At 69.7% G+C, this 14,533-nt stretch carries 17 protein-coding genes; 11 read left to right on the top strand and 6 right to left on the bottom strand.

Annotated elements, in window-relative coordinates:
• The first annotated feature begins 432 nt into the window (after nt 1-432).
• The 6 genes from HMH01_RS11305 (at nt 433) to HMH01_RS11280 (ending at nt 4,727) form a co-directional block, all read left to right on the top strand.
• Nucleotides 433-1,182, top strand: coding sequence for a transporter substrate-binding domain-containing protein (locus HMH01_RS11305; protein WP_171325605.1), 750 nt, complete (start codon nt 433-435; stop codon nt 1,180-1,182).
• Nucleotides 1,183-1,228: 46 nt separating this feature from the next.
• Entirely contained in the window at nt 1,229-1,915 is a 687-nt protein-coding gene (locus HMH01_RS11300) for an ABC transporter permease (protein WP_171325603.1), read from the top strand.
• Nucleotides 1,912-2,634: an ABC transporter permease gene (locus tag HMH01_RS11295; RefSeq protein WP_171325601.1), complete on the top strand. Its 723-nt coding sequence runs from the start codon at nt 1,912-1,914 to the stop codon at nt 2,632-2,634. The genes HMH01_RS11300 and HMH01_RS11295 overlap by 4 nt, the downstream gene beginning before the upstream one ends.
• Before the next feature lie 117 nt (nt 2,635-2,751).
• A complete protein-coding gene (locus HMH01_RS11290; protein ID WP_171325599.1) occupies nt 2,752-2,913 on the top strand; it encodes an RSP_7527 family protein in 162 nt (53 codons plus the stop codon).
• Nucleotides 2,914-2,997: 84 nt separating this feature from the next.
• Nucleotides 2,998-4,197, top strand: a complete 1,200-nt coding sequence (locus tag HMH01_RS11285) for an RSP_2647 family RNA methyltransferase (protein WP_171325597.1) — start codon at nt 2,998-3,000, stop codon at nt 4,195-4,197.
• Nucleotides 4,194-4,727 carry an RSP_2648 family PIN domain-containing protein gene (locus HMH01_RS11280; RefSeq protein WP_171325594.1) on the top strand — a complete coding sequence of 178 codons (534 nt, stop codon included), beginning with the start codon at nt 4,194-4,196 and terminating at the stop codon, nt 4,725-4,727. Before HMH01_RS11285 ends, HMH01_RS11280 begins: the two co-directional genes overlap by 4 nt.
• A 4-nt stretch (nt 4,728-4,731) precedes the next feature.
• Here the strand turns inward: HMH01_RS11280 and purD are convergent, their stop codons facing one another.
• Nucleotides 4,732-6,000: a phosphoribosylamine--glycine ligase gene (gene purD / locus HMH01_RS11275; protein WP_171325592.1), complete on the bottom strand. Its 1,269-nt coding sequence runs from the start codon at nt 5,998-6,000 to the stop codon at nt 4,732-4,734.
• Nucleotides 6,001-6,087: 87 nt separating this feature from the next.
• On the opposite strand from purD, the gene xseA reads away from it, so the two are divergent.
• The gene (gene xseA / locus HMH01_RS11270) at nt 6,088-7,638 is read left to right on the top strand and encodes an exodeoxyribonuclease VII large subunit (RefSeq protein ID WP_171325590.1); all 1,551 of its coding nucleotides are present in this window, start codon (nt 6,088-6,090) and stop codon (nt 7,636-7,638) included.
• Here the strand turns inward: xseA and HMH01_RS11265 are convergent, their stop codons facing one another.
• The gene (locus HMH01_RS11265; protein ID WP_171325588.1) at nt 7,639-8,034 is read right to left on the bottom strand and encodes a hypothetical protein; all 396 of its coding nucleotides are present in this window, start codon (nt 8,032-8,034) and stop codon (nt 7,639-7,641) included.
• A gap of 2 nt (nt 8,035-8,036) precedes the next feature.
• Nucleotides 8,037-8,447 (bottom strand): hypothetical protein, encoded by a 411-nt coding sequence (locus HMH01_RS11260; RefSeq protein WP_171325586.1) that lies wholly within the window; start codon nt 8,445-8,447, stop codon nt 8,037-8,039.
• A gap of 192 nt (nt 8,448-8,639) precedes the next feature.
• On the opposite strand from HMH01_RS11260, the gene HMH01_RS11255 reads away from it, so the two are divergent.
• The 4 genes from HMH01_RS11255 (at nt 8,640) to HMH01_RS11240 (ending at nt 12,988) form a co-directional block, all read left to right on the top strand.
• Complete coding sequence (locus tag HMH01_RS11255) at nt 8,640-10,328, top strand: NAD(P)H-dependent oxidoreductase subunit E (protein WP_171325584.1); 1,689 nt, start codon at nt 8,640-8,642, stop codon at nt 10,326-10,328.
• A 124-nt stretch (nt 10,329-10,452) separates the two neighbouring features.
• Nucleotides 10,453-11,445: a signal recognition particle-docking protein FtsY gene (ftsY, locus tag HMH01_RS11250; RefSeq protein ID WP_171325583.1), complete on the top strand. Its 993-nt coding sequence runs from the start codon at nt 10,453-10,455 to the stop codon at nt 11,443-11,445.
• A 16-nt stretch (nt 11,446-11,461) separates the two neighbouring features.
• On the top strand, nt 11,462-12,364 hold the full coding sequence (locus tag HMH01_RS11245) for a DMT family transporter (protein ID WP_171325581.1): 903 nt from the start codon (nt 11,462-11,464) through the stop codon (nt 12,362-12,364).
• Between the two features lie 21 nt (nt 12,365-12,385).
• The gene (locus HMH01_RS11240) at nt 12,386-12,988 is read left to right on the top strand and encodes an inner membrane-spanning protein YciB (protein ID WP_171325579.1); all 603 of its coding nucleotides are present in this window, start codon (nt 12,386-12,388) and stop codon (nt 12,986-12,988) included.
• Between the two features lie 63 nt (nt 12,989-13,051).
• Here the strand turns inward: HMH01_RS11240 and HMH01_RS11235 are convergent, their stop codons facing one another.
• From HMH01_RS11235 to HMH01_RS11225, 3 genes are read right to left on the bottom strand one after another with little or no spacing between them, the layout of a single operon-like run.
• A complete protein-coding gene (locus HMH01_RS11235) occupies nt 13,052-13,627 on the bottom strand; it encodes a DsbE family thiol:disulfide interchange protein (RefSeq protein ID WP_171325577.1) in 576 nt (191 codons plus the stop codon).
• On the bottom strand, nt 13,620-13,778 hold the full coding sequence (gene ccmD, locus HMH01_RS11230) for a heme exporter protein CcmD (protein WP_171325575.1): 159 nt from the start codon (nt 13,776-13,778) through the stop codon (nt 13,620-13,622). Before ccmD ends, HMH01_RS11235 begins: the two co-directional genes overlap by 8 nt.
• Nucleotides 13,778-14,506 carry a heme ABC transporter permease gene (locus HMH01_RS11225; protein ID WP_171325573.1) on the bottom strand — a complete coding sequence of 243 codons (729 nt, stop codon included), beginning with the start codon at nt 14,504-14,506 and terminating at the stop codon, nt 13,778-13,780. The genes ccmD and HMH01_RS11225 overlap by 1 nt, the downstream gene beginning before the upstream one ends.
• Between the last annotated feature and the right edge of the window lie 27 nt (nt 14,507-14,533).

Genomic DNA, 14,533 nt, shown 5'->3' with positions numbered 1-14,533 from the left:
ACCAAAACTGACGCTTACCGTGGGTTTACTGAGGAAATGGTTAACAAACGCACTGTTTGCGCGAAGAACCGCGCCGCGAGTCGGGACGCGGACCCCGGGAGTGCGGAATTGTCCTTCTTTCGCCGTGGGATCCGGGGCGGTGGCTGCGCCGGCGCCGGGCCTTGCGGCGCCCGGGCCCGACAGGCCCGCCAAGGGGCGTTCCGGCCGGATATTCCGGTTCTGCGATCTTTCCGTCGCCGCGGGCCGCAAGACCGATTCGCAGCCCGTGGCCACCGAAAGATGTCGTGCTGCCCTGCGGGCAGGCAAAGTGCCATACGCCTGCCATACGCGTGCCATACGCCGTCTGGCAGGGGAATCCGCGCCGACGCCATGCTTGACCGAAAGGCGGTGCCGTCTAAAAGTGCGGGATCATCCGAACGGGAGATTGGATACATGAAGACCACCCTGACGACCCTCGTGGCGCTTGCCGGCATGTCATCGGCCGTTATGGCGCAGGATCTGCGCATCTGCGTCGAAGGTGCCTATCCGCCGTTTTCCTACACCACCGAGACCGGCGCCGTCGAAGGCTTCGACATCGACATGGCGAACGCCCTGTGCGAGGAGATGGGTCGCAGCTGCGAGCTGGTGAAGACCGACTGGGACGGCATCATCCCCGCCCTGCTCGAGCGCAAGTGCGATGCCATCATCGCCTCGATGTCGATTACCGAAGAGCGCAAGCAGGTCATTGATTTCTCGGAGAAATACTACCAGACCCCGGCCCGCTTCGTGGGCGCCGAGGGCATGACCGAGGGCGATCTGGACGGCAAGATCGTCGGTGTGCAGCGCGGCACGATCCACCAGGCCTTCATGGAAGGCGAGTATCCTGACCTGGAACTGGCGCTCTACGGCTCGCAGGACGAGGCGTATCTCGACCTGGTCGCCGGGCGCATCGACGCGATCATGGCCGACAGCATCGCCACGCTGGATGGTTTCATCAACACCGAGGCGGGCGAGGGATTCGCCTTCTTCGGGCCGAGCTTCGCGATCGAGAAGTACCACGGCAGCGGCGCCGGCATCGGCGTGCGCCAGCAGGATACCGACCTGCGCGACGCCTTCTCGGCCGCGATCCGGTCGCTGCGCGCCTCGGGCGAATACCAGGAGATCAACGAGAAGTACTTCGACTTCGACGTTTACAGCGGCTGATACCGCATCGGGCCGTGCCTGCCCGGCGCGGCCCGGACCCCGGCTCATGGATCAGCTCCTGCCCTATATCCCGCTTCTGCTGCGCGGTGCGCTGGTGACGATATCGCTGGCACTGCTGTCGCTCGCGCTGGCGACCCTTCTGGGCGGGATCGCCGCGGCCGGGCGGATGGGGGGCGGGCGGATCGCCCGCGGCGGCGTCACCGCCTACACGACCTTGGTGCGCGGCGTGCCGGATCTGGTGCTGATCCTGCTCATCTATTTCGGCGGCCAGCGCCTGCTGAACGACATCGGAGGACGCCTCGGCCTCGACTACATCGAGTTGTCGCCCTTCCTGTCGGGCGTGCTGGCCATCGGTTTCATCTACGGCGCCTACCTGACCGAGACGTTTCGCGGCGCCTATCTGACCGTGCCGCCCGGCCAGGCCGAGGCTGCGCGCGCGCTGGGCCTCAGACCTGCGCAGATCCTGCGCCTTGTGACCCTGCCGCAGATGATCCGCTTCGCGCTGCCGGGCTATGCGAATGTCTGGCAGGTGCTGGTCAAGTCCACCGCCGTCGTGTCGGTGATCGGGCTGGGCGATCTGGTCGGGCTTGCCAATGACGCGGGCAAGTCGGTGCGCGAGCCCTTCGTCTTCTTCGCCTTCGTGCTGCTGGTGTACCTGGCCATCACCTGGGTCTCGACCACCACCTTCGAGCGACTGGAGCGCCGCTACGCGCTGATGGGGCGGGCAGGATGAACCTGGGCCTGATCGCCGAGAACTGGCAGCTTTTCGCCCAGGGCGTCTGGACCACGCTGGTCCTGACGCTTCTCGCGCTGGCCATCGGCTTTGCCATCGCGCTGCCCTGCGGGATCGCGCGGGCCCGGCGGGTGCGCTACCTGTCGCCGGCGATCAACGCTTATGTCTACCTGTTCCGCGGCACGCCGCTGCTGGTGCAACTCTACCTGATCTATTACGGCCTTTCGCAGTTCGAGGCGGTGCGCGACAGCTTTCTCTGGCCCTATCTGCGCAGCGCCTGGTGGTGTGCGCTCGTCACCTTCGCGCTGAACTCGGGCGCCTACGCGACCGAGATCATCCGCGGCGCGGTCGAGACCACCCCCGAGGGCGAACTGGAAGCCGCGCGCGCCCTGGGCCTGAGCGAGCGGCAGGTGACCTGGCTGGTGCTGATCCCCTCGGCGCTGCGCCGCGCGCTGCCGCAATATGGTAACGAGGTCGTGTTCATGCTGCATGGCTCGGTCGTCGCGAGCATCATCACGATCCAGGATATCCTGGGCGCGGGCCGCACGCTGAACGCCAAGTTCTACGTCGCCTACGAGGGGTTCCTGACGGCCGCGGCCCTTTACATGCTGCTTACCTTCGGCTTCGTCATGGTGTTCCGCGCGCTTGAGCGGCGCTACCTGAAGCACCTGAACCTGCGACCCGTGAAAACTGGCCCCCTTCCCGCAGTCATGCGCTAGGCGCATAGCGGAAGTGATTATTTGTGCGCTGCAATATGCGCCGGCTGCGCCTATCTCTGCCTCAACGGTCAGCGACCCCTCGATACGGGCCGCAGGGACCAGACCAGGAGCACAGAGATGATGACCGAACAGTTCCACTACCCGACCCCCGAAGAGATCGCCGAGATCGAACGCCGGGCCCACGCCATGCGCGCCGAAGCCTTTGCCGCCTTCGGTGCCGCGATCCGCGCCCGCCTTGCCGCGCTGTTCGCGAAGCAGCCCCGCAAGGCGCATATCTGAGAATTTTCCAGTTTCCTCCCTGGACTGGGCTGTCCCCTCGGGGACAGCCTTTTTTTATGCCAGCCGCCCGGCTAGAGAGGCGCCATGACAGAGCCTGATCTTCCGCGGATTCGCCTGCGCCCCAACAAGAACGCCCAGCCGCTGCGCTTCGGCGCGCCCTGGGCCTTTACCGACACGCTTGTGCTGGACCGGCGCAGCCGGGCCGTGCCCGCGGGCAGCATCGTCGTGCTCGAGGATGCCGAGCGCAACGCGCTGGGGCAGGGCGCCTTCAACGCAGGATCCAGGATCGGGTTCCGGATGCTCGATCCGGACCTGTCCGCGCGGATCGACGATGCCTGGATCGCGGCGCGGATCGCGCGTGCCGCAGCCCTTCGCGAGGCGCTGTTCGACGCGCCCTTCTACCGGCTGGTCCATGCCGAGGCAGACGGCCTGCCCGGTGTGGTGATCGACCGCTTCGGCGCGGTCTGCGTGATCCAGCCCAACGCCGCCTGGGCCGAGCGGATGCTGCCGGGCTTCGTTGCCGCACTTCTGGCGCTGCCGGGCGTGACGACCGTCCACAAGAACGCCGCGGGCCGCGCGCGCGGGCTCGAGGGGCTCGACGATGTCTCCGGGCCGCTGGCGGGCCAGATCGACGGCGTGATCGACGTGCCGATGAACGGGGCTGTCTACCGCGCCGACATCCTGGGCGGGCAGAAGACCGGGCTGTTCTTCGACCAGCGCCCGAACCACGCCTTTGCCGCCCGCCTGGGCCGTGGGCGGCGGGTGCTGGACGTGTTCTCCCATGTTGGCGGCTTCGCGCTGGCCGCGCTTGCGGGGGGCGCCACCTCGGCGCTGGCGGTCGATGCATCGGCCCCGGCGCTGGCACTGGCCGAGGAAGGCGCGGCACGCTCGGGCGTTTCCGACCGTTTCGCGACCCGCCGCGGCGATGCCTTCGACACCATGGCCGCGCTGGAGGCGGAGGGCGAAAGCTTCGGCCTCGTGGTCTGCGACCCGCCCGCCTTCGCCCCGGCCAAGCCCGCGCTCGATGCCGGGCTGCGCGCCTATGAGCGGGTGGCGCGCCTGGCGTCGCGGCTGGTCGAGCCGGGCGGCTTCCTGGTGCTGTGTTCCTGCTCGCACGCGGCCGATCTGGCGGCCTTTCGCGGCGCATCGCTGCGCGGCGTGGGCAAGGCCGGGCGCAGCGCGCAGATCCTGCACACCGGAGAGGCGGGGCCGGATCATCCGGTCCATCCGTTCCTTGCCGAAAGCGCTTATCTCAAGGCGCTGTTCCTGCGGCTGGACGGATGAGGCTGCTGCTCGACGCCTGCGTGCTCTACCCCACGGTGCTGCGGGATATCCTGATCGAGACGGCCGCCGCGGGCGGTTTCACGCCGCTGTGGTCGGATCGCATCCTCGAGGAATGGGCGCGTGCGGCCGAGCGCAGCGCGCTTGCCGACGGGCCGCGGGCACGGGCCGAGATCGCGCTCCTGCGTACCCGTTTTCCCGACGCCAGCATCGAGGCCCCCGACGACCCCGCCCTTTCGCTGCCCGATCCGAACGACATCCATGTGCTGGCGGCCGCGATCCATGGCGGGGCCGAGGCGATCGTGACCCTGAACCTGCGCGATTTTCCGGGTCGCACCCTTGCGCGTCACGGGCTGATGCTGCGCAGCCCCGACAGCGTGTTGCTGGAGTTGCATGACGCGGGCGAGATCCCCGTCGCGCGGATCGCCCAGGCGGCACGGGCGCGGGCCGAGACCCTGTCCGGCCAGCCGCAGCCCCTGCGCGGCATTCTGAAACGGGCGAACCTGCCGCGACTCGGCAAGGCGCTGGGCTGAGGGCCTAGTCCTTCAGCGCGCGCCAGCCGATATCGGTGCGGTACATCGCATCCGACCAGTCGATCCGGGGGATCGCCGCATAGGCGCGGTCGCGCGCCTCGCGCAGGGTGGCGCCCCGGGCGGTGACGTTCAGAACCCGCCCGCCATTGGCCACGATGCGCCCGTCCTTCAGCTTCGTTCCGGCGTGGAACACCCGCAGCAGCGGGTCCGACCCGAGACTGTCGAGCCCGCGGATCTCTGTCCCCTTCTCGTAGCCGCCGGGATAGCCGCGCGCGGCAAGCACCACGGTGATCGCGTGATCCTCGGCCCAGTTCATCCGGGTGGAGGCCAGATCGCCGCGGGCACAGGCCAGCAACGCGTCGAGCGCCTGCGCCCCCAGCCGCATCATCAGCACCTGGCATTCCGGATCGCCGAAGCGGACATTGTATTCCACCAGCCGGGGCTGGCCGTTCTCGATCATCAGCCCGGCGTAAAGCACGCCCTGGAACGGGGTGCCGCGGCGGGCCATCTCGGCCAGGGTGGGGCGGATGATCTGCCCGAGCGCCTTTTCCTGCACCTCCGGGGTCAGGATCGGGGCGGGCGAATAGGCGCCCATGCCGCCGGTGTTCGGCCCCTGGTCGCCGTCACGGGCGCGCTTGTGGTCCTGTGCGGTGCCGATCGGCAGCACGTTCTCGCCATCGGTCAGCACGAAGAAGGACGCCTCCTCGCCGCGCATGAATTCCTCGATCACCACCTCGGCGCCGGCGCTGCCGTGCAGCCCGCCCAGGATCTCGCGGGTGGCATTGATCGCGGTGACCAGGTCCTCGGCCACCACCACGCCCTTTCCGGCGGCCAGCCCGTCGGCCTTGATCACGATGGGCGCGCCCTTTTCGCGGATATACGCCTCGGCCTTGTCGGCATCGCTGAAGCGGGCCCAGGCCGCGGTGGGGGCGCCGCAGGCGTCGCAGATCTCCTTGGTGAAGGCCTTGGACGCCTCGAGCCGGGCCGCCGCCTGCGAGGGGCCGAAGGTCAGGATGCCCGCCGCGCGCAGGGTGTCGGCGACGCCCGCCGCCAGCGGCGCCTCGGGGCCGATCACCACGAAGCCGATGTCGTTTTCCTGCGCGAAGGCGGCGACGGCCGCGCCGTCTTCCACGTCGAGCGCCACGCAGGTGGCCACTTCCGCGATGCCGGCATTGCCCGGCGCTGCGAAGAGCCGCTCGCATTTGGGGTTCTGCGCGATCGCCCATGCCAGCGCGTGCTCGCGCCCGCCGCCGCCCAGGAGAAGAATGTTCATCGCATGGTCCCCCGCTGCTTCCGGCCCCTTGGCCTTGGTCTGCCGAGCTTCTAAGGTCAGCGCCCGGGAACCGCAAGCGAGGGGCCGATGTCCGATCTGTTCGACGATGCCGCGGAGGGCGCGAACGCGCCCGAATTCACCGTCTCGGAACTGTCGGGCGCGGTGAAACGCACCATCGAGGGCGCGTTCGGCCATGTCCGGGTGCGCGGCGAGGTGGGGCGCGTCTCGCGCCCCTCGTCGGGGCATCTGTACCTGGACCTGAAGGACGACCGCTCGGTGCTGGCTTCGGTGATCTGGAAGGGCACCGCGCAGCGGCTGCGCACCCTGCCCGAGGAGGGCATGGAGGTGATCGCGACCGGGCGGCTGACCACCTTTCCGGGCCAGAGCCGATACCAGCTGGTGATCGAGGACATCGCCCCCGCAGGCATGGGCGCGCTGATGGCGATGCTCGAGAAGCGGCGCCAGAAGCTGGCCGCCGAGGGGCTGTTCGATGCCGAGCGCAAGCGCCCGCTTCCCTATCTGCCCGAGGTGATCGGGGTCGTGACCTCTCCCTCCGGGGCGGTGATCCGAGATATCCTGCACCGCCTGCGCGACCGCTTTCCGCGCAAGGTGCTGATCTGGCCCGTCACCGTGCAGGGCGAGCGTTGCGCCCCCGAGGTGGCGGCGGCGATCCGGGGCTTCAACGCGCTGACGCCGGGGGGGGCGATCCCGCGGCCCGACCTGCTGATCGTCGCCCGCGGCGGCGGCTCGATCGAGGATCTGTGGGGCTTCAACGAGGAAATCGTCGTGCGCGCGGCCGCCGAAAGCGCGATCCCGCTGATTTCGGCGGTGGGGCACGAGACCGACACCACGCTGATCGACTTCGCCGCCGACAGGCGCGCGCCCACGCCCACGGCGGCGGCCGAGATGGCGGTGCCGGTGCGCGCCGACCTGGTGGCGCAACTCGCCGGGCTCGACGAACGCCGGGTGCGGGCGCAGGCGCAGCGGCTGCAACGCTCGGTCCAGCGGCTGCGCGATCTGGGCCGGGCGCTGCCGCGCCCCGATGCGCTGCTGGGCGAGCGGCGGCAGCGGCTGGATGCCGCCGGGCTGCGGCTGCCGCTGGCGCTCGACACCTTTGCGCAGAAGAAGCGGGTGGCGCTGACGGGCCGCACCGGGCGGCTGGGGCCGCAACTGCTGACGGGGCGGATCGAGCTGCGCCAGAACAGGGTCGAGGCGCTGGCCGCCCGGCTGCCCCGCGCGCTGGAGCGGCGCGGAGAGCGGGCGCGCGCGGAACTGGCGCGGCTGCGGCTGGATGTGCGGCCCATCGCGCGGGCCGCGCGCGAGGGGGCGACGGCGCTCGGCCGCGCCACCCGCGCGCTCGATACGGCGATGGAGCGGCTTGCGCGCGAGCGGCAACAGCGGCTTGCCGGCGCTGAGCGGATGCTGCAATCGCTGGGCTACATGGAAACCCTGCGCCGCGGCTTTGCCGTGGTCCGCGATGCGGGCAGCGGCGCGCTGGTCGGCCGGGCCGAGGCGGCGCGCGGCCTGCCCGCGCTGGAGATCGAGTTCGCCGATGGCCGCGTCGCGGTCAGCCCCGGCGGCAGGCCCGCGCCAAGGGGCCCGGCCAAGCCCGAGGGCGGGCAGGGCAGCCTGTTCTGATCAGACGCCGAGGCCCGGTGCCGCGCAGGCAAGCGGACCGTCCGTCTCGCCGCTCAGGCGCAGCTCGGACGGATCGCCCGGGGGCAGGCCCGCGCTGCGGGCGAAGTAGTTTCCGGCCCGCCGCTCGAACAGCCAGCACTGGGCCGGGCCGCCGGTGTCGTAGAGAAAGCAGATATGCGGCCCGTCGGGAAACCAGATGCCGTTCGCGCAGCTTCCATCGGCGAATTGCCATATGACGCGGCGGCCGGGCAGGTACTGCTCGGCCCCGAAGGGCAGGCCCTGCTGCTCGAAGGACAGGGTGCGCCCGGTGCTCAGCCGCTCGAAGGCGCCCGGGTCCACGACCTGTGCCAGCGCGGGGTTCACAGCAAGGCAGAGGCCGAGAAAAGCCGCGCGCATGCCTAGCCGATCAGGTCCGGGCCGCAGCCGGGGCCGCTGTCGGTGATGCCGCCCACCGTCTGCACCGCCCCGGTGGCCCCGTCGAGGATCGGCACGATCAGGATCTCGGCCCCGTCGCGCAGGTGCAGGAAGCAGGAATACTCGCCCCCCGACCAGGTGAAGCAATAGGCGCCGTCGGTGAAATCCCACACGCCGTCCATGCAGGTGCCGTCGGCAAGCCGGATCGAGACGCCGTTGCCGCTGCGGTCATAGGTCTCGCGCGCCCAGACTTCCTCGCCGATCAGGTAGGTGACGGTCCGCCCCTCGACCATGCTGCGCCATTCCTCGGGCGGGATCGGTGCAAGGCTGGGGTCGTCCTGCGCCGAAAGGGGCGCGGCGAGGGCAAGGAAAAGGGCAAGGGCTGCGCTGCGCATCGGGGGCTCCTGTCTGGGGCCACTATAGGGGCGGGCGCGGGGCGCGGGTCAAGCGACGCGGCGCCGCGGGCGCGGGTTTCCGATCCGCGCCCGGGCGTTGCGGGGGCCGGGCGAAAACCGGCGGATCGGGTCTGGCGCAAGGCGGACGGGGCTGTATCCTGCGGGAGAACGGGATCGGGAACGGGCAGACGCATGGCACCGCTGGACGAACGCAAGGGGGTCTGGAAACAGGGGCGCGGCAAGGGGCGTCCGCATCCGAAGGGGCGCGTGCTGGACGAGGACGCGCTGGCCGAGCTGCGCCAGCTGCTGGGCGACCGGCCGCGGCGGCGCGACCTGCTGATCGAGCATCTGCACCTGATCCAGGACGCCCATGGCCACCTGTCGGCGGCGCATCTGCGCGCGCTGGCCGAAGAGATGGAACTCTCGCAGGCCGAGGTCTGGGAGGTCGCCAGCTTCTACGCCCATTTCGACCTGGTGAAGGAAGGAGAGGCGCCGCCGCCCCGGCTGACGATCCGGGTCTGCGAGTCCCTGTCCTGCGAACTGGCGGGGGCATCGGCGCTGCGGCAGGCGCTGGAGGAGGGGATGGATCCGGCCGATGTGCGCGTGCTGCGCGCGCCCTGCATCGGCATGTGCGCCGAGGCGCCGGCGCTGCATCTGGGCCACCGGGCGATCGGCCATGCGAGCGTGGAAAAGGTGGCGGCCGCGCTGGAGGCGGGCGATACCGGCCCGGCGGTGCCCGATTACGAGGACCTGGCCGCCTATCGCGCGGCGGGCGGCTACGAGACGCTTCTCGGCCTGCGCGCCGATGGCGACCCCGTGGCGGTCGAGGCGGAGGTGCTGTCCTCGGGGCTGCGGGGGCTGGGCGGCGCGGGCTTTCCCGCGGGGCGGAAATGGGGCTTCGTGCGAAAGGCCGAAGGGCCGCGCTACCTGGCGGTGAACGGCGACGAGGGCGAGCCCGGCACCTTCAAGGACCGGCTCTGCCTGGAAGCCCGGCCGCACCTGGTGCTTGAGGGCATGCTGATCGCCGCCTGGGCGGTGGATGCGGCGCGGTGCTATTTCTACATGCGCGACGAGTACCAGGGCGTGCTGGAGATCCTGCGCCGCGAGATCGCCGCGCTTGAGGCCGCGGGCATCGTGGAGCCGGGTTTCATCGATCTGCGGCGCGGCGCGGGCGCCTATATCTGCGGCGAGGAATCCGCGATGATCGAATCGATCGAGGGCAAGCGCGGCCTGCCGCGCCACAGGCCGCCTTACGTCGCGCAGGCGGGCATCTTCGGGCGGCCGACGCTGGTGCACAATGTCGAGACGCTGCACTGGGTCGCGCGGATCTGCCGCGAGGGGCCCGGGATCCTGTCCTCGGTCGAGAAGAACGGACGCAGCGGGCTGCGCAGCTATTCGGTCTCGGGGCGGGTGGCGCGGCCGGGCGTCTACACGCTGCCCGCCGGTTCGACCATCCGCGACGTGATCGAGGCGGCAGGCGGCATGGCCGAGGGGCATGTCCTGGCCGCCTACCAGCCCGGCGGGCCATCCTCGGGGCTGTTGCCCGCGACCCTCGACGATGTGCCGCTAGATTTCGACACGCTCCAGCCGCTGGGCAGCTTCATAGGGTCGGCCGCCGTGGTGGTGCTGTCCGACCGCGACGATGTGCGGGCCGCGGCGCTGAACATGCTGCGCTTCTTCGAGGAGGAGAGCTGCGGGCAGTGCACCCCCTGCCGGCTGGGCTGCACCAAGGCGGTGCAGCTGATGCAGGCCGGGCGCTGGGACGCGGGCCTGCTGGAGGAGCTGTGCACGGTGATGGAGGTCGCGTCGATCTGCGGGCTGGGACAGGCGGCGCCGAACCCGATCCGTTCGGTGTTGCGGCACTTCCCCGGCGAGGTCTGAGCGGGGGGCGCTGCCGGATGCCTCCGGCGGGGATATTTGAAGAAAGTGGAAGGCGGGCCGTGGCCCTTCCATCCCGGCCCGCGGCGCGCTAGGGGAGAGGGGTGCGACGAAAGGGCGGCCCAACATGGCATTCTTCGGCAAGCTCAGGGAACGGCTGTTCAAATCCTCCTCGAAGCTCGGGGAGGGGCTGGAGGCGGTCGTCGAGGAGGCCCCAGCGGCGGCAGGGGCGGAGGCGGAGAAGCCCGGGCTTCTGGGGCGGCTGGCGGGCAAGACCGCAGAGCCGCAGCGGCTGCTGGACGACGCCATGCTCGAAAGCCTGGAAGAGGTGCTGATCCAGTCCGACATGGGGGTGGAGACGGCGCTGAAGGTGGCTTCGAACATGGCCGAGGGCCGGTTCGGGCGGCGGCTGGGCGTGGACGAGATCAAGCGGCTTCTGGCCGCCGAGATCGCGGCGATCCTGGAGCCGGTGGCGCGGCCCCTGCCGATCTATCCGAAAAAGCCGCAGGTGGTGCTGGTCGTGGGCGTGAACGGCTCGGGCAAGACCACCACCATCGGCAAGCTTGCGAGCCAGTTTCGCGCGGCGGGAAAATCGGTGGTGATCGCGGCCGGCGACACTTTCCGCGCGGCGGCGGTCGAGCAGTTGCAGATCTGGGGCAGCCGCGCCGGCGTGCCGGTGATGACGGCGGCGCAGGGCTCGGATCCGGCGAGTCTGGCCTATGACGCGATGGCGCGGGCCGAGGCCGAGGGGGCGGACCTGCTGCTGATCGACACCGCCGGGCGGCTGCAGAACCGCAAGGACCTGATGGAGGAGCTGGCCAAGATCGTGCGCGTGATCCGCAAGCGCGATCCGGAGGCGCCGCACAACACGCTTCTGGTGCTGGATGCGACCACCGGGCAGAACGCGCTCGAGCAGGTGCGCATCTTCCGCGAGGTGGCCGACGTGACGGGGCTGGTGATGACCAAGCTTGACGGGACCGCGAAGGGCGGCGTGCTGGTGGCGCTGGCCGACCGTTTCGGGCTGCCGATCCACGCCATCGGGGTGGGCGAGCAGATCGACGATCTTGCCCCCTTCGATCCGGAGGATTTCGCCGCCGCGCTGACCGGGCTTTCGCGCTGAGCCGGGGGGCCGCCGCATGGGGGAAATGATCGTCGCCCTTTCCGGCACGCCGGAGGGGGCGCGGCTGGCCATGGTTCTGGCGCTGATCTCGGCCATGGCCCATGCGGTGTTCGGCGCGCTTCAGAAATGGCGCTTCGACCCCTGGCTGACGCGGGGCGCGATTGACGTCTTCTACTCGACCTTCGCGCTGCCCGTGGCGCTGATCTTCTTTCCGCTGCCGGATCTGCGCATGGCGCTGTTCCTGGTCGGCGTCTTCGTCATCCATTTCGCCTATAAATACATCCTGGCGATGGCCTATGAGCGGGCGGCCTACACGGTGGTCTACCCGGTGGTGCGGGGCACCGGGCCGCTGGTCACGGTGCTGGGCGCCTGGGCGGTCTTCGGCGAGGCATTTACCCTGTCGCAATGGGCAGGAGTGCTGGTGTTGTCGAGCGGGATCTTCGGGCTGGCCATCTTCAACCTGAGTCGGACCAGCGTGGACCGCGACGTGCTGTGGGGCGCGCTTCTGCTGGCGGCGCTGACGGGCGTGATCGTGGCGGTCTATACCGTCTATGACGCCTGGGGAATCCGGTCGGTGGAAAACCCGTTCATGTTCCTTGTGTGGTTCTTCGTGGTGGATGGGCTGGCCTTTCCCTTCATCGCCTGGCGGCGCTGGCAGCGGATGACGGATCGCCCCTCGCCGGTGCCGCTCTTGATGCGGGGTTTCCTCGCCGCGGTGATCGCCTATGTGAGCTTCGGGGGCGTGATGCTGGCGCTGCGGCTGGACAAGGTGGGAGAGGCGGCGATCCTGCGCGAGACGTCGACCATCTTTGCCGCGCTGATCGGCTGGCTGTTCCTGAAGGAGACGGTCGGGCCGGTGCGCATGGGGCTGATGGCGCTGATCGCGCTGGGCGCGGTGATCGTGGAATTCGGCGGCTGAAGCGCCGCGCAAGGGGACGAGATGGCGAAACGCGAGCTGAACCCGACGCTGAGGATGGTGCTGGAACTGGGGCCGGTGCTGGTCTACCTGGCGGCCTATTTCTGGTTCAAGGACCGCCCCGTCACGCTTGGCGGCGAGGAATACGGCGGCGTGGTTGTGGCGATGGCGGTGTTCGTGCCGCTGTCGGTGCTGGGGCTGGGGATCAGCTGGGCGCTGACCGGGACCGCGAGCCGGATGGCGGTGTTCACCGTCCTGATGGTGATGGTCTTCGGCGGGATCACCGTGTGGATGAACGACGCCACCTTCGCGATGATGCGGCCCACGGTGGTCTATGGCTTCTTCGCCGCCGTCCTTGCGCTGGGGCTTTACGGGCTGAAGCGGTCGTATCTTCAGTTCCTGATGGGGACGGTGCTGCCGATGCGCGACGAGGGCTGGCGCATCTTCACCCGCAACTGGATCGTGTTCTTCGTGGCGATGGCGATCTTCAACGAGTTCGTCTGGCGGGTGCTGGGCGAGACGGCCTGGGTCTGGCTCGACACGGTGGGGCAATTCGTCCTGACGCTCGGCTTTCTTGCCACGCAGATGCCGGTGCTGCAGCGGCACGCGATATCGGACGAGAAGTGAGCCCGCTGCGCGGGCGCCTCCGGCGGGGATATTTGGAGAAAGTGGAAGCTGGGGGCGGTCCGCTCAGCCCTCGGGGACGAGCGGGATGCCGAGGATGGGCTGGAAGCGGGTTCTGTAGACCTCGGGCGTGACCGGCCCGGGGAAGCGCAGGAGCACGGTGCCGTTTTCGTCGATGATGAATGTCTCTGGCACGCCGTAGAGCCCCCAGTCGATGCCGCGGCGGCCCCGTTCGTCGAAACCGATGGCGGTGTAGGGGTTGCCCAGTTCCTCGATGAAGCCAACGGCGTTGCCGCGCTGGTCCTTGTAGTTGACGCCGATGATGGGGATGCCGGCGTCGGCCAGTTGCATCAGGACGGGGTGTTCGATCCGGCAGGGCGCGCACCAGCTGGCCCAGAAGTTCACCAGCTTTAGGCCCGGCTGCGTCAGCGCGTCGGCCGCGGGGGCCGGGTAGGCGGGATCGAGCGCGGGCAACTCGATCGCGGGGGCGGTGCGGCCCGCAAGCGCCGAGGGCAACTCGTCCGGCGCCTCGCGCTGGAGGCCGAGGTAGAAGGCGCCGGCAAGCCCTGCGAAGACCAGGGGCGGGATCAGCAGCAGCCAGTTGAAGCCGCGCTTTTCCGGGGTGGGCTGCTTGTCAGACATGGGTCGCCCCCTCTTTCTTCTCGGCGCGGCGGAGGGCTGCGCGCATCTTCGCGGCCCGGCGCAGGCTGAGCGCCACCAGCGCGCCGATCAGCAGGATCGAGACGGCATAGGCGCTGAGCACGGCGCCGGCATAGGGGCCGAGTTCGGGCATCAGGCGGCCCCCCCGCGGGTTTCGAGGGCGCGCAGGCGGCGGGCGCGGATCTCTGTCCGGGTGCGCAGCAGCACGAGGCTCACGAACAGCAGCACGAAGCCCGCGATGCACAGCAGGAGCGGCAGGTAGAAGACGTCGGCCACGTTCTCTTCCTTGTCGAGCGAGAGCGACGCGCCCTGGTGGAGCCCCTGGCTCCAGAACAGGACGGCGTAGCGCGACAGGAGCGCGAAGACCGAGCCCACCAGGCAGAGCGCGGCGGTAAGGTCGGCGGCTTTCTCGGGATCCTCCACCGCCTCCCACAGGGCCATGTAGCCGAGATAGAAGATGAAGAGGATGAGGAACGAGGTCAGGCGCGGATCCCAGACCCACCAGGTGCCCCACATCGGCTGGCCCCAGATCGCGCCGGTGATCAGCGCGACCAGCGTCAGCACCGCGCCCACGGGGGCCGCGGCGCGGGCGGCCAGCGCCGAGACGTGGTGGCGGCGGATGAACCAGATGAGCGAGGCCACCAGCATCATGATCCAGGCGTTGATCGCCATGAGCGCGGCGGGGACGTGGAGATAGATGATCTTGACCGTCGAGCCCTGCTGGTAGTCGTCGGGCGTGAAGAAGAAGCCCCACACCAGCCCCGCGCCCAGGCAGGCAACGGTGAACGCCGTCAGCACGGGCAGCACGCGCCCCGACAGGCGCATGAATTCCACGGGATTGGCGTATCTCCAGAGCGACATGGGGATCAGGTAGTCGGCTTCGCGCGG

It is taken from the genome of Halovulum dunhuangense, assembly GCF_013093415.1.
In the GTDB taxonomy this organism is placed as follows: Bacteria; Pseudomonadota; Alphaproteobacteria; order Rhodobacterales; family Rhodobacteraceae; genus Halovulum; species Halovulum dunhuangense.
The sequence above is the reverse complement of the archived record's forward strand: the minus strand, read 5'-3'. Positions and strand labels throughout refer to the sequence as shown.

Excerpts from the sequence above, each read along its gene's own strand:
- HMH01_RS11245 (WP_171325581.1), top strand. The coding sequence starts at position 11,462 with ATGGGGGAAATGATCGTCGCCCTTTCCGGCACGCCGGAGGGGGCGCGG.
- HMH01_RS11265 (WP_171325588.1), bottom strand. The coding sequence starts at position 8,034 with ATGCGCGCGGCTTTTCTCGGCCTCTGCCTTGCTGTGAACCCCGCGCTG.
- purD (WP_171325592.1), bottom strand. The coding sequence starts at position 6,000 with ATGAACATTCTTCTCCTGGGCGGCGGCGGGCGCGAGCACGCGCTGGCA.
- HMH01_RS11295 (WP_171325601.1), top strand. The coding sequence starts at position 1,912 with ATGAACCTGGGCCTGATCGCCGAGAACTGGCAGCTTTTCGCCCAGGGC.
- HMH01_RS11285 (WP_171325597.1), top strand. The coding sequence starts at position 2,998 with ATGACAGAGCCTGATCTTCCGCGGATTCGCCTGCGCCCCAACAAGAAC.
- HMH01_RS11290 (WP_171325599.1), top strand. The coding sequence starts at position 2,752 with ATGATGACCGAACAGTTCCACTACCCGACCCCCGAAGAGATCGCCGAG.
- HMH01_RS11260 (WP_171325586.1), bottom strand. The coding sequence starts at position 8,447 with ATGCGCAGCGCAGCCCTTGCCCTTTTCCTTGCCCTCGCCGCGCCCCTT.
- HMH01_RS11300 (WP_171325603.1), top strand. The coding sequence starts at position 1,229 with ATGGATCAGCTCCTGCCCTATATCCCGCTTCTGCTGCGCGGTGCGCTG.
- HMH01_RS11235 (WP_171325577.1), bottom strand. The coding sequence starts at position 13,627 with ATGTCTGACAAGCAGCCCACCCCGGAAAAGCGCGGCTTCAACTGGCTG.
- ccmD (WP_171325575.1), bottom strand. The coding sequence starts at position 13,778 with ATGCCCGAACTCGGCCCCTATGCCGGCGCCGTGCTCAGCGCCTATGCC.
- xseA (WP_171325590.1), top strand. The coding sequence starts at position 6,088 with ATGTCCGATCTGTTCGACGATGCCGCGGAGGGCGCGAACGCGCCCGAA.
- HMH01_RS11240 (WP_171325579.1), top strand. The coding sequence starts at position 12,386 with ATGGCGAAACGCGAGCTGAACCCGACGCTGAGGATGGTGCTGGAACTG.
- ftsY (WP_171325583.1), top strand. The coding sequence starts at position 10,453 with ATGGCATTCTTCGGCAAGCTCAGGGAACGGCTGTTCAAATCCTCCTCG.
- HMH01_RS11305 (WP_171325605.1), top strand. The coding sequence starts at position 433 with ATGAAGACCACCCTGACGACCCTCGTGGCGCTTGCCGGCATGTCATCG.
- HMH01_RS11280 (WP_171325594.1), top strand. The coding sequence starts at position 4,194 with ATGAGGCTGCTGCTCGACGCCTGCGTGCTCTACCCCACGGTGCTGCGG.
- HMH01_RS11255 (WP_171325584.1), top strand. The coding sequence starts at position 8,640 with ATGGCACCGCTGGACGAACGCAAGGGGGTCTGGAAACAGGGGCGCGGC.
- HMH01_RS11225 (WP_171325573.1), bottom strand. The coding sequence starts at position 14,506 with ATGTCGCTCTGGAGATACGCCAATCCCGTGGAATTCATGCGCCTGTCG.